11 protein-coding genes are annotated in these 12,700 nt (G+C 56.9%); 7 read left to right on the top strand and 4 right to left on the bottom strand.

Annotation, left to right across the window (positions count from 1 at the left end):
* The 6 genes from hflC (at window position 1) to rlmB (ending at window position 6,584) form a co-directional block, all read left to right on the top strand.
* Window positions 1-1,005, top strand: a complete 1,005-nt coding sequence (gene hflC, locus MOQ06_RS15655) for a protease modulator HflC (protein ID WP_148421863.1) — start codon at window positions 1-3, stop codon at window positions 1,003-1,005.
* Window positions 1,006-1,076: 71 nt separating this feature from the next.
* Entirely contained in the window at window positions 1,077-1,274 is a 198-nt protein-coding gene (locus MOQ06_RS15650; RefSeq protein WP_003855996.1) for a DUF2065 domain-containing protein, read from the top strand.
* Window positions 1,275-1,378: 104 nt separating this feature from the next.
* Window positions 1,379-2,677, top strand: a complete 1,299-nt coding sequence (locus MOQ06_RS15645; protein ID WP_032628076.1) for an adenylosuccinate synthase — start codon at window positions 1,379-1,381, stop codon at window positions 2,675-2,677.
* Window positions 2,678-2,878: 201 nt separating this feature from the next.
* A complete protein-coding gene (gene nsrR, locus MOQ06_RS15640; RefSeq protein ID WP_014882230.1) occupies window positions 2,879-3,304 on the top strand; it encodes a nitric oxide-sensing transcriptional repressor NsrR in 426 nt (141 codons plus the stop codon).
* Window positions 3,305-3,342: 38 nt separating this feature from the next.
* Complete coding sequence (rnr, locus tag MOQ06_RS15635) at window positions 3,343-5,784, top strand: ribonuclease R (RefSeq protein WP_148421865.1); 2,442 nt, start codon at window positions 3,343-3,345, stop codon at window positions 5,782-5,784.
* 65 nt (window positions 5,785-5,849) lie between these two features.
* Window positions 5,850-6,584, top strand: a complete 735-nt coding sequence (gene rlmB / locus MOQ06_RS15630; RefSeq protein ID WP_148421866.1) for a 23S rRNA (guanosine(2251)-2'-O)-methyltransferase RlmB — start codon at window positions 5,850-5,852, stop codon at window positions 6,582-6,584.
* A gap of 62 nt (window positions 6,585-6,646) precedes the next feature.
* Here rlmB and MOQ06_RS15625 read toward each other — a convergent pair whose 3' ends face one another.
* Window positions 6,647-7,921, bottom strand: a complete 1,275-nt coding sequence (locus MOQ06_RS15625; protein ID WP_242173888.1) for an MFS transporter — start codon at window positions 7,919-7,921, stop codon at window positions 6,647-6,649.
* A 195-nt stretch (window positions 7,922-8,116) separates the two neighbouring features.
* On the opposite strand from MOQ06_RS15625, the gene MOQ06_RS15620 reads away from it, so the two are divergent.
* Window positions 8,117-9,739, top strand: coding sequence for an isovaleryl-CoA dehydrogenase (locus MOQ06_RS15620; RefSeq protein ID WP_148421870.1), 1,623 nt, complete (start codon window positions 8,117-8,119; stop codon window positions 9,737-9,739).
* Here the strand turns inward: MOQ06_RS15620 and MOQ06_RS15615 are convergent.
* The 3 genes from MOQ06_RS15615 to bsmA form a co-directional block, all read right to left on the bottom strand.
* Complete coding sequence (locus MOQ06_RS15615; protein WP_242173886.1) at window positions 9,736-11,667, bottom strand: methyl-accepting chemotaxis protein; 1,932 nt, start codon at window positions 11,665-11,667, stop codon at window positions 9,736-9,738. The two genes, MOQ06_RS15620 and MOQ06_RS15615, sit on opposite strands and share 4 nt — an antisense overlap.
* 171 nt (window positions 11,668-11,838) lie before the next feature.
* A complete protein-coding gene (gene yjfN / locus MOQ06_RS15610; RefSeq protein ID WP_148421873.1) occupies window positions 11,839-12,114 on the bottom strand; it encodes a DUF1471 family protease activator YjfN in 276 nt (91 codons plus the stop codon).
* 148 nt (window positions 12,115-12,262) lie between these two features.
* Complete coding sequence (bsmA, locus tag MOQ06_RS15605; RefSeq protein ID WP_148421875.1) at window positions 12,263-12,592, bottom strand: biofilm peroxide resistance protein BsmA; 330 nt, start codon at window positions 12,590-12,592, stop codon at window positions 12,263-12,265.
* Between the last annotated feature and the right edge of the window lie 108 nt (window positions 12,593-12,700).

The following is a 12,700-nucleotide window of genomic DNA, read 5'->3' as shown; positions in this document are numbered from 1 at the left end:
ATGCGTAAGTCAGTTATTGCGATCGTCGTCATCGTACTTGTCGTGCTTTATACCTCGATCTTTGTGGTGAAAGAGGGCGAGCGTGGGATCAAGTTCCAGTTCAGCAGCGTCGTGCGTGACGGCGACAAGCGTCCGGTGATTTACGAGCCGGGCCTGCACTTCAAGGTGCCTTTCATTCAGTCTGTTAAAACGCTCGACGCGCGTATCCAGACCATGGATAACCAGGCCGACCGTTTTGTGACTAAAGAGAAGAAAGACCTGATCGTTGATTCCTATATTAAATGGCGTATCAGCGATTTCAGCCGCTACTTCCTGGCAACAGGCGGCGGCGACGTTTCTCAGGCGGAAGTTCTGCTGAAACGTAAGTTCTCTGACCGTCTGCGTTCCGAGATTGGTCGTCTGGATGTGAAAGACATTGTGACCGACTCCCGTGGCCGACTGACGCTGGAAGTGCGCGATGCGCTGAACTCCGGTACCGCGGGCACGGAAGACGAAGTGGAAACGCCAGCAGCGGATGATGCGATTGCTAAAGCGGCTGAACGCGTTCAGGCTGAAACCAACGGTAAAGTGCCGGTGATCAACCCGAACAGTATGGCGGCGCTGGGTATTGAAGTGGTCGACGTGCGTATCAAGCAGATCAACCTGCCGGCGGAAGTGTCTGAGGCTATCTACAACCGTATGCGCGCTGAGCGTGAGGCAGTAGCCCGTCGTCACCGTTCACAGGGTCAGGAAGAAGCGGAAAAACTGCGCGCGGCAGCGGACTATGAAGTGACCAAGACGCTGGCGGAATCTGAGCGTCAGGGCCGTATCCTGCGCGGTGAAGGTGATGCCGAAGCGGCGAAACTGTTTGCTGATGCTTTCAGCCAGGATCCTGACTTCTACGCCTTTATCCGTAGCCTGCGAGCTTATGAGAATAGCTTCAAGAGCAACCAGGATGTGATGGTGCTCAGCCCGGACAGCGATTTCTTCCGTTATATGAAGACGCCATCCAACGCAACGCGATAAACTCAGTCTCGTTTGAGTATTCAAACCACCGCTTCGTCAGGAGCGGTGGTTTTCTTTTATAAGGATGAAAAATGAATTCAACGATCTGGCTCGCTCTGGCCTTGGTTCTGGTGCTGGAAGGTCTCGGCCCGATGCTTTATCCCCGCGCGTGGCGTCGAATGATCGCAACAATGAGCCAGCTGCCGGACAATATTTTGCGTCGTTTCGGCGGCGGTCTTGTGGTTGCCGGTATCGTTATCTACTACATGTTGAGGAAAACGATTGGCTGATCAAAAACTAACCGTAACTGGCATATTTTAGGGTCAAAAAGTGCTGTATATCTGAAAAAGCGATGGTAGAATCCATTTTTAAGCAAACGGTGATTTTGAAAAAAATGGGTAACAACGTCGTCGTACTGGGCACCCAATGGGGTGACGAAGGTAAAGGGAAGATTGTCGATCTTCTGACTGAACGGGCTAAATATGTTGTACGCTACCAGGGCGGTCACAACGCAGGCCATACTCTCGTAATCAACGGTGAAAAAACCGTCCTCCATCTTATTCCATCAGGCATTCTTCGCGAAAACGTCACCAGCATCATCGGTAACGGCGTTGTGCTGTCTCCAGCTGCGCTGATGAAAGAGATGAAAGGTCTGGAAGACCGTGGTATCCCTGTTCGTGAGCGTCTGCTGCTCTCCGAAGCCTGCCCGCTGATCCTGGATTATCACGTGGCGCTGGACGTTGCGCGTGAAAAGGCGCGTGGCGCGAAAGCTATCGGCACCACCGGTCGCGGTATCGGTCCGGCTTACGAAGATAAAGTTGCACGCCGCGGTCTGCGCGTGGGCGATCTGTTCGACAAAGCCACCTTCGCTGAAAAACTGAAAGAAGTGATGGAATATCACAACTTCCAGCTGGTGAACTTCTACAAAGCTGACGCTGTTGACTACCAGAAAGTGCTGGATGACGTCATGGCGATCGCAGACATTCTGACCGGTATGGTTGTTGATGTGTCCGATCTGCTGGACCAGGCGCGCAAGCGTGGCGATTTCGTCATGTTTGAAGGTGCGCAGGGTACGCTGCTGGACATCGACCACGGTACCTATCCGTACGTAACCTCCTCTAACACCACCGCCGGTGGCGTGGCAACCGGCTCTGGCCTGGGCCCACGTTATGTGGATTACGTTCTGGGTATCATCAAAGCTTACTCCACTCGCGTGGGTGCAGGTCCATTCCCGACCGAGCTGTTTGATGAAACCGGCGAGTTCCTGTGCAAGCAGGGTAACGAATTTGGCGCGACCACCGGTCGTCGTCGTCGTACCGGCTGGCTGGACGCCGTTGCCGTGCGTCGCGCAGTGCAGATCAACTCTCTGTCTGGCTTCTGCCTGACCAAGCTGGACGTGCTGGACGGCCTGAAAGAAGTGAAAATCTGCGTAGGCTACCGTATGCCGGATGGCCGTGAAGTGACCACCACTCCGCTGGCTGCTGACGACTGGGAAGGCATCGAGCCAATCTACGAAACCATGCCGGGTTGGTCTGAGACCACCTTCGGCGTGAAAGAGCGTAGTGGCCTGCCAAAAGCCGCGCTGGATTACATTAAGCGTATTGAAGAACTGACCGAAGTGCCGATCGATATTATTTCCACCGGCCCGGATCGTACTGAAACGATGATCCTGCGCGACCCGTTTGACGCATAATGATGGTTTCGCCCGGCGGCGCTGCGCTTGCCGGGCCTGAAAAAACTGTCTCAGGCCGGATATGCAACGCGCATCCGGCTTTTTCGTTCTCCTTCCCCCTTTCAGTTCAAATAAATTAGCCGCTACCTATCTGGCTGGTTTATCATCATTAATGAATATCTCTGCGGTTTAACCGCGTTTTCCCTTTTTCCTGAGGTTGATGTGCAGTTAACAAGTTTCACCGATTACGGCTTACGCGCGCTGATTTACATGGCGTCGTTACCCGATGGGAAGATGACCAGTATCTCTGAAGTCACAGAGGTGTACGGTGTATCCCGTAATCATATGGTCAAAATAATCAATCAACTTAGTCGTGCCGGATACGTTGCTGCCGTCCGCGGGAAGAATGGAGGGATCCGTCTCGGTAAACCGGCACAGAGTATTCGTATCGGCGATGTGGTACGTGAGCTGGAGCCGCTATCTCTGGTGAACTGTAGCAGCGAGTTCTGCCATATTACGCCCGCCTGTCGCCTGAAACAGGCGCTTTCAAAGGCCGTGCAAAGTTTTCTCAAGGAACTGGATAACTACACGCTGGCCGATTTGGTTGAAGAGAATCAACCGCTTTATAAATTATTGCTGGTGGAATGAAGAAAATTTCCACCGGAGCTGACAACGGAGGAACCGACATGTCACAAGATCCTTTCCAGGAACGCGAAGCAGAAAAATACGCGAATCCTATCCCCAGCCGCGAGTTCATCATTGAACACTTAACAAAACGCGAAAAACCCGCCAATCGTGAAGAACTTGCCGCTGAATTAAACATTGAAGGTGAAGAGCAAATTGAAGCCCTTCGCCGCCGCCTGCGCGCCATGGAGCGCGACGGGCAGCTGGTCTTTACCCGTCGCCAGTGCTACGCGCTGCCGGAACGCCTCGACCTGCTGAAAGGCACCGTTATTGGTCACCGCGATGGCTTTGGCTTCCTGCGTGTGGAAGGCCGTAAGGACGATCTGTACCTCTCATCCGAACAGATGAAAATGTGTATCCACGGCGACCAGATCCTGGCGCAGCCGCTGGGTGCAGACCGTAAGGGCCGCCGTGAAGCGCGCGTGGTCCGCGTGCTGGTGCCGAAAACCAGCCAGATTGTGGGCCGCTACTTTACCGATGCGGGCGTAGGCTTTGTGGTGCCGGACGACAGCCGTCTGAGCTTCGACATCCTGATCCCGCCTGAAGAGGTGATGGGCGCGCGTATGGGCTTTGTGGTGGTGGTTGAACTTACCCAGCGCCCGACACGGCGTACCAAAGCGGTAGGTAAAATCGTCGAAGTGCTGGGCGATAACATGGGCACCGGCATGGCCGTTGATATGGCGCTGCGCACCCATGAAATTCCGTACGTCTGGCCGAAAGCGGTGGAAGACCAGATCGAAAACCTGCGTGAAGAAGTGCCGGAAGAGTCCAAAGCAGGCCGCGTGGATTTACGCGATCTGCCGCTGGTCACCATTGATGGTGAAGACGCCCGCGACTTTGATGACGCCGTGTACTGCGAGAAAAAACGCGGTGGCGGCTGGCGCCTGTGGGTGGCCATCGCTGACGTGAGCTACTACGTTCGCCCGCATACGCCGCTGGATAACGAAGCGCGCAGCCGCGGCACGTCGGTTTACTTCCCGTCTCAGGTTGTGCCGATGCTGCCGGAAGTGCTTTCCAACGGTCTGTGTTCCCTGAACCCGCAGGTTGATCGCCTGTGTATGGTTTGTGAAATGACCATCTCCAGCAAGGGACGCCTGACCGGATACAAGTTCTACGAAGCGGTCATGAGTTCCCATGCGCGCCTGACCTACACCAAGGTCTGGCATATGCTGCAGGGCGACCGTGACCTGCGCGAACAGTACGCGCCGCTGGTCAAACATATTGAAGAGCTGCATAACCTCTACAAAACGCTGGATCAGGCGCGCGAAGAGCGCGGTGGGATCTCGTTTGAGAGCGAAGAGGCGAAGTTTATCTTCAATGCCGAGCGTCGCATCGAGCGTATCGAACAGACCCAGCGTAACGATGCCCACAAGCTGATTGAAGAGTGTATGATCCTGGCGAACATCTCGGCGGCACGTTTCGTTGAGAAAGCCAAAGAGCCTGCGCTGTTCCGTATTCACGATAAGCCGACCACGGAAGCCGTTACCTCGTTCCGCTCCGTACTGGCCGAGCTCGGTCTGGAACTGCCGGGCGGTAATAAGCCTGAGCCACGCGATTACGCCGAGCTGCTGGAGTCCATCAGCGATCGTCCTGACGCGGAAATGCTGCAAACCATGCTGTTGCGCTCCATGAAGCAGGCGATTTACGATCCGGAAAACCGCGGTCACTTTGGTCTGGCGCTACAGTCTTACGCGCACTTTACCTCGCCGATCCGCCGTTATCCGGATCTGTCGCTGCACCGTGCGATCAAGTATCTGCTGGCGCATGAGCAGGGCCACAAAGGCAACACGACCGAAACCGGGGGGTATCACTACTCCGTGGAAGAGATGCTGCAGCTGGGCCAGCACTGTTCCATGACCGAGCGCCGTGCCGATGAAGCCACGCGCGACGTGGCGGACTGGCTGAAGTGTGACTTTATGCTGGATCAGGTAGGTAACGTCTTTAAGGGCGTGATTGCCAGCGTCACCGGCTTTGGTTTCTTCGTGCGTCTGGATGAGCTGTTTATCGACGGCCTGGTGCACGTTTCCAGCCTTGATAATGATTACTACCGCTTTGACCAGGTTGGCCAGCGCCTGATCGGCGAATCTGGCGGCCAGACCTACCGTCTGGGCGATCGTGTGGAAGTGAAGGTCGAAGCCGTCAATATGGACGACCGTAAAATCGACTTCAGCCTCATCTCCAGCGAGCGTGCGCCGCGTAACGTCGGCAAAACCGAGCGCGAAAAGGCGAAGAAAGGCGGCAACGGCAAAGCGGGCGGCAAGCGCCGTCAGGCGGGTAAGCGCGTGAACTTTGAGCCGGACAGCGCCTTCCGTGGCGAGAAGAAGCAGAAGCCAAAGGCGGCGAAGAAAGATGCCCGTAAAGCGAAAAAACCGTCGACTAAGACCCAAAAAATAGCGGCCGCGACCAAAGCGAAGCGCGCGGCGAAGAAACAGCAGGCGGAGTAAATCCTCCCCTCAACCTGACCCTCTCCCCCAGGGGAGAGGGGAAATATTTATTACGAGAACCATCAATGAGTGAAATGATTTACGGCATCCACGCGGTGCAGGCCCTGCTGGAGCGCGCACCAGAGCGTTTTCAGGAAGTATTTATTCTGAAAGGGCGTGAAGATAAGCGTCTGATGCCGCTGATCCACGCGCTGGAAGCGCAGGGCGTGGTGATCCAGCTGGCGAACCGCCAGTATCTGGATGAGAAAAGCGAAGGCGCGGTGCACCAGGGCATCATCGCGCGCGTGAAGCCGGGTCGTCAGTATCAGGAAAACGATCTGCCGGATCTGATCGCCGGGCTGGAGAACCCGTTCTTCCTGATCCTCGATGGCGTAACCGATCCCCATAACCTTGGCGCGTGCCTGCGTAGCGCGGATGCGGCAGGGGTGCATGCGGTGATTGTGCCGAAAGATCGCTCCGCACAGCTGAATGCGACCGCTAAAAAAGTAGCCTGCGGCGCGGCGGAAAACGTGCCGCTGATCCGCGTCACCAACCTGGCGCGCACCATGCGTCTGTTGCAGGAAGAGAACATCTGGATCGTCGGCACCGCCGGTGAAGCGGATCACACCCTGTATCAGAGCAAAATGACCGGCCGTCTGGCGCTGGTGATGGGTGCTGAAGGCGAAGGTATGCGCCGTCTGACGCGCGAGCACTGCGACGAGCTAATCAGCATCCCGATGGCGGGCAGCGTGTCGTCCCTGAACGTTTCCGTTGCGACGGGCATCTGCCTGTTTGAAGCGGTGCGCCAGCGCGGAGCATAAACAGCCCTTCTCCCTCTCCCTGTGGGAGAGGGCCGGAGTGAGGGCACCAGACGGTGATAACCTCACTCCTCCAGCGACCGCAAATGGTCATCCTTCCTCAACGTCATCAGCGCGAAAATGCTCACCACCGCCGTTGCCATTACGTAATACGCCGGAATATCCAGATTCCCCGTCTCTTTAATCAGCCCGGTAATAATTAGCCCCGCACAGCCCGAGAAGATCGCGTTCGACAGGGAATAGGCCAGCCCCAGCCCGGTATAGCGCACGCGCGTCGGGAACATTTCAGACAGCATTGCCGGCCCCGGGCCTGCCAGCATTCCCACCAGACCTCCCGCAATCAACACCACAATCGCTTTGACCGCCAGCGTGCTGGACTCCGCCTGCAGTATTTTCAGCAGCGGCAGGGCGAGGATCAGCAGCAGCACCGTGGCGATAACCATTACCGTACGCCGCCCGATTTTGTCGCTGAGCATTCCCGACGGAATGATGGTGAGCGCAAAGCCAACATTAGAAATCACCGCAATCAGCAGCGCCTGGTTAAACCCGGTGTGCAGCGCCGATTGCAGATAGGTCGGCATAATCACCAGATAGGTATACCCCGCCGCAGACCAGACCATAACGCGACCAATACCCATCAGGATGGTTTGGAAGGTGGCGGCGGTGCTGGCCCGTGCAATAACCGGTTTTTCCTGCTGCTGCACGAAGCTTGGCGTCTCTTCCATGCTCACCCGCAGCCATAGCGCGACCGCACCCATCGGCAGCGCCAGGAAGAACGGGATCCGCCAGCCCCAGTCGTGCAGGGCTTCGGGTGTGAGGAGGGCGGAAAGCAAAGCGACAATGCCTGCGCCCGCTAACAGCCCGAGCGCTACGGTGAAGGATTGCCATGCGCCGTAAAGGCCGCGCTTGCCGCGCGGAGCGAATTCCGTCATCAACGAAACCGCACCGCCATACTCACCGCCCGCGAACAGACCTTGCAGAATACGCAGCAGCGTAACGATCAGCGGCGCGGCAATCCCGATGCTGGCGTAGACCGGCACAATACCGATGGCGGCGGTGGCGAGCGTCATCAGCACCAGCACGATAATCAGCGTCGGTTTACGGCCGATCCGGTCGCCAGTGCGGCCAAACACCACCGCCCCCAGTGGGCGGAAGAAGAAGGCGATGGCGAACGAGGCCCAGGTGAGGATCAGGCTCGTCAGTCCCGCTTCCCCTTCAAGCTGGAAGAAATTTTTCGCAATAACGGTTGCCAGAAAACCGTACACCGCAAATTCATACCACTCGATGAAGTTACCAATGGAGCCTGCAATTAATGCACGCTTGTGCGCATCCTGTTGCATAACGATCCTCACAACGACGGGTTAAGAATAAATTATTCAACATAAGCGGAGTAATGAAATAGTTTATTCTTATGTTCTGTGAGCTAATTCACGAATGATATCAGTGCGATCGCCATCGTGTGACCCCCCTCCCATGCAGCGTTCACGCGCCCTGTCCATACTTACGCTAATTGCCAATGAAAGGAGGGAGACAGCATGCACTGGCAGACGCATACCGTTTTTAATCAACCCGCGCCGCTTTCGAACAGTAACCTTTTTCTCTCTGACTGCGCCCTGCGCGATGCGGTTGCGCGCGAAGGGGCTGAATGGGATATGGAACTTCTTGCCAGCATCGGACAGCAGCTGGGCACGGCGGAGTCGCTGGAGCTGGGCAGGCTGGCGAACGTTAACCCGCCGGAGCTGCTGCGTTATGACGCTACGGGAGAGCGGCTGGATGACGTTCGCTTTCATCCGGCATGGCATCTTCTGATGCAGGGGCTTTGCGCTAACCGGGTCCACAACCTGGCGTGGGAGGAGGCGGCGCGAAAAGGATCTTTCGTCGCCAGGGCCGCGCGCTTCGTGCTTCATGCTCAGGTGGAGGCCGGGACGTTATGCCCGGTGACCATGACCTTTGCCGCCACGCCGCTGTTGCAGCAGTCGCTGCCCGCGCCCTTTCATGACTGGCTTACGCCGCTGATGAGCGATCGCTACGATCCCCATCTTGCGCCGGGCGCCCAAAAGCGCGGCCTGCTGATAGGTATGGGGATGACGGAAAAGCAGGGCGGATCGGACGTTCTCAGCAATACCACCAAAGCAGAAAAATGCAGCGATGGCAGTTACCGGCTGGTGGGCCACAAATGGTTTTTCTCCGTGCCGCAGAGCGATGCGCACCTGGTGCTGGCGCAGGCGAAAGGCGGTTTATCCTGCTTTTTTGTCCCGCGTTTCCTGCCTGACGGCCAGCGTAATGCCGTTCGCCTGGAGCGTCTGAAGGATAAGCTCGGCAACCGCTCGAACGCCAGCAGTGAAGCGGAGTTCCTTGATGCTTCCGGCTGGCTGCTGGGCGAAGAGGGCGAAGGCGTCCGGCAAATCCTGAAGATGGGCGGGCTGACGCGCTTTGACTGCGCGCTGGGCAGCCACGGACTGATGCGCCGGGCGCTCTCGGTGGCGCTTTATCATGCCCATCAGCGCCAGACCTTCGGTAAAAACCTTGTCGATCAGCCGCTGATGCGCGAGGTGCTAGGCCGTATGGCGCTGGTGCTGGAGGGACACACGGCGCTGCTGTTCCGCCTGGCCCGCGCGTGGGACAAACGTGAAAACGCGCAGGAAGCCGCATGGGCACGGCTTTTTACTCCGGCGGCTAAATACAGCGTCTGCAAAGCGGGTATCCCCTTTGTGGCGGAAGCGATGGAGGTGCTGGGCGGCGCAGGCTATTGCGAAGAGAGCGAGCTGCCGCGGCTGTACCGTGAAATGCCGGTTAACAGCATCTGGGAAGGTTCAGGCAATATTATGTGTCTGGACGTCCTGCGCGTGCTGGCGAAGCAGCCGGGCATTCTCGAGCTGCTCACCGACGATTTTGCGCAGGTGAAAGGCCAGGACAGACACTTCGATCGCAGCTGGCGGCAGCTGCAGCAGAAGCTGCGTAAACCGCAGGAGGCGCAGGGCAGGGAGATCGTCCAGCAGCTCTTTTTACTCGGCGCCGGAAGTCAGATGCTGCGGCACGCATCGCCGCCCGTGGCGCAGGCGTGGTGCCGCATGATGCTGGATGCCCGGGGCGGAACGCTGTTGAGCGAGCAGGTGCAAAATGACCTGCTGCTGCGCGCCACGGGCAGAGTCGGTTAACCCTTCAGCTGGAACAGGCTTACCAGCCTGGTCAGGTGGGAGCCCTTCTCGCGCAGCGTTTGCGCCGTCTGCTCGCTGCGTGAGATGCGATCGGCGTTAATGTGCGAGGCCTCCCCGATGTGCGTCATCGCCAGATTCACCTGGCCAATCCCCGCAGACTGCTCGCGGGACGCGTGGTTGATCTCGGTAACGAGCTGGCTGATGTTATCGATATGGACAATGATCGAGTCCATCGCCAGGCGCGTCTGTTCAGACAGCGCATGGCCTTCGCTCACCTTGTTCAGCGTGTCGCCAATCAGCTGCTCAATCTCCTTCACCGCATTGGCGCTGCGCGCCGCCAGGGCACGCACCTCCTGCGCCACCACGGCAAAGCCCTTGCCGTGTTCGCCTGCCCGCGCCGCCTCAACCGCCGCATTGAGTGCCAGAATATTGGTCTGGAAAGCGATGGACTCAATCACGCGGGTGATGTCTTCGATACGTTTCGATGCGTCGCGAATATCATCCATGGTTGATACGGCGTGCGTTACCGTCTCTCCGCCGTGGTGTACAGCCCGCGAAGTTTCTCCCACCAGCTGCTGCGTTTGCTCCATGTTGGCGGCGTTTTGCTGCACGGTCGCGGCTAATTGCTCCATGCTGGCAGACGTTTCCTCAACGCTGCTGGCCTGCTTGTTGATTTGCTCAGAAATCTCGCCAGTGTCTGAGGCCAGCGCGTTAGTGCCCTGATGGATCTCGCCGGCGGCCTCGCGAACCTGCAGCACAATTTTTTGCAGGCCATCCCCGATGCCGTTAATGGCGTCAACCAGCTGGCCGACCTCATCCTGACGCGTTACCGGCAGGCTGGCGCGAAGATCGCCTGCGGCATACTGGCGCGCAAGATCGATTACCCCGCGCAGCGGGCGGGTCAGCATCCGGCGAATGATGAGAACGAACAGGCCCGCGAAGAGTGCAGACAGCGCCACGCCCGCCAGCAGGAAGCGATCGCGCAGGGTCGCCACGCTTGAAAGCAGCACGGCTTTATCCACTTCACCCACGATGGTCCAGTTCCAGCCCGGCAGCGGCGTATAGGCGACTTTTAGCGTACGGCCATCCGCGCTCACGCGTTCCAGCGTGCCGGGTTTATCACCCAGAAGCTGCTGCTGTGTGGCGGCGTCCCAGTTCGGCAGCTTACCCTCTTCGGTGGCGTGGAACAGGTACTGTCCGCGCGTTTTGCCATTGCTGCGGTCCAGTACAAAGAAGCGACCGCTCTCGCCCAGACGACGGTTCAGGATTTTCTCGCGCATGACGTTCCACGAATGGGTGATGTCCACGCCGACAAAGATAATCCCGATAACCTGGCCTTGCGGATCCTTAACGGGCTGGTACTGCGTGATGTAGCGCTTACCGAACAGCAGCGCCAGCCCACGATAGACTTCCCCTTTGGTTACCGCCGCGAACGCCGGGCCGGTGGCGTCGAGCACGGTTCCGATCGCGCGTTCCCCATTCTCTTTGCGCAGCGACGTCGCCACGCGGATAAAGTCATTACCGCTGCGGACAAACAGCGTCGAAATGGCCCCCGTACGGCTCAGGAAGTCATCAGAAAGCGTATTGTTCTCGTGTAGTTCCGTTTCCCCACCTTTGAGCAGGGGAACGGTAAGCCCGTTGATGGTCCGGCTCTGGCTGCCGTCGCTATTCAGCGGCTGCGGCAAAAAGGTGGTGAACAGGCGAGTATAGCTTTCGACCTCTTCGCTCAGGCTGGTGTTGAACATCTGCACCATATCCACCATGCCGGTAGACTGATTGTGCAGGTCTTCAACCGCTAAATCTTCGAGCTGCTGGCTGGCTTTGTGGCTGAGAAGAAAGGTGAACAGCAAAAAAAGCGTGGCGACACCCGCGCCTGTCAGCAGCGATAGCTTCGTGCCCAGGCCCGCCCGGTGGAAGAAAGTGATCATAAATTGCTCATCATTGAAAAGGTATGGCTGTTCAACGGCAGAGCGAAGCGAACGTTTATCACTTTAATGTAACTGGATGTTACATTGTTGTTTTTATTTGGTTTCAGAGAGGATAAAAAATTTGCAAATACGAAAAGCCACTAAAATTAAGTGGCTTTTATCGGGAGGAAGTTATGCATAAAGAATGGCCTGGACCCGCCAGTGGTTAATATGGCGGTCTTCCTGCATCTGGACGATGCGATACCAGGAGGCGCCCTGTTCGTCCGCCTTCAGGGCCACGACACGTTCAACGTCCTGCGGGCTCCCCGTAATATTCGTCACGGAGATCTGACCAATTTCGTTCAGGCCAGTGACACAATCAGCGCTGGCAAATTCGGCTGACTGCGCCGTGGTGCTCAGCAGGCCTGCTGAAAGTAATAACGTCGTTAAGGCAAGGGTTCGTTTCATCGTCAGCTCCTTTTCACGTGTCTCCGGTATCCGCCGGGCAATCCTTCGCGAATAAACTCATTTCCATTGTTGCTGGCATGGAGTTTATTGTGGACAGGAAAATGTCTACGGACGCAAAGCAGTGTAAAAGTCGTTTAAATGATGATGCTTACCTGCGGTACAAAATCCCCTGTGCGTACCACTGTCCCGTAATAATGGTTTCATCAATCATCGTGATGACGTAATAATCTGCTTTTGCGGCGACGGCCTGTGCTTCGATTGCGTCTTCTGCATCATCCGGGGAACCGCGAACCATCGCGGAGACGGAACCCAGACGTTGTAATCCTTCCGTCTGGTTACGACGAATTTCCTGAGGACGATCGGTAACCGGTGGAGCCGGTTCTGGCGTACCCTGCAGTACGGAACATCCGCTAAGCAGTGAGACCAGCAATAAAGCGGTAAGCCTGCGCATAAACCTGTCTCTTTTCCTGATAGCCATAGTGTAGTTGTCTGCGAATTTAGTTTTGGGGGAATGTTCCCGAAGTGTTATCTGGGGCGTAGATTTCGAATGAAAATATCGCGAAACCGTAATCCAGCTCTCAACATT

The sequence above is a fragment of the Enterobacter sp. I4 genome, assembly GCF_022669095.1.
GTDB classification, from domain to species: domain Bacteria; phylum Pseudomonadota; class Gammaproteobacteria; order Enterobacterales; family Enterobacteriaceae; genus Enterobacter; species Enterobacter pasteurii.
This window is presented reverse-complemented; position numbering and strand designations above follow the sequence as displayed.

Coding starts and splice junctions, on each gene's coding strand:
- hflC (WP_148421863.1), top strand. CDS start 1: ATGCGTAAGTCAGTTATTGCGATCGTCGTCATCGTACTTGTCGTGCTT.
- MOQ06_RS15650 (WP_003855996.1), top strand. CDS start 1,077: ATGAATTCAACGATCTGGCTCGCTCTGGCCTTGGTTCTGGTGCTGGAA.
- MOQ06_RS15645 (WP_032628076.1), top strand. CDS start 1,379: ATGGGTAACAACGTCGTCGTACTGGGCACCCAATGGGGTGACGAAGGT.
- rnr (WP_148421865.1), top strand. CDS start 3,343: ATGTCACAAGATCCTTTCCAGGAACGCGAAGCAGAAAAATACGCGAAT.
- rlmB (WP_148421866.1), top strand. CDS start 5,850: ATGAGTGAAATGATTTACGGCATCCACGCGGTGCAGGCCCTGCTGGAG.
- MOQ06_RS15625 (WP_242173888.1), bottom strand. CDS start 7,921: ATGCAACAGGATGCGCACAAGCGTGCATTAATTGCAGGCTCCATTGGT.
- MOQ06_RS15620 (WP_148421870.1), top strand. CDS start 8,117: ATGCACTGGCAGACGCATACCGTTTTTAATCAACCCGCGCCGCTTTCG.
- MOQ06_RS15615 (WP_242173886.1), bottom strand. CDS start 11,667: ATGATCACTTTCTTCCACCGGGCGGGCCTGGGCACGAAGCTATCGCTG.
- yjfN (WP_148421873.1), bottom strand. CDS start 12,114: ATGAAACGAACCCTTGCCTTAACGACGTTATTACTTTCAGCAGGCCTG.
- bsmA (WP_148421875.1), bottom strand. CDS start 12,592: ATGGCTATCAGGAAAAGAGACAGGTTTATGCGCAGGCTTACCGCTTTA.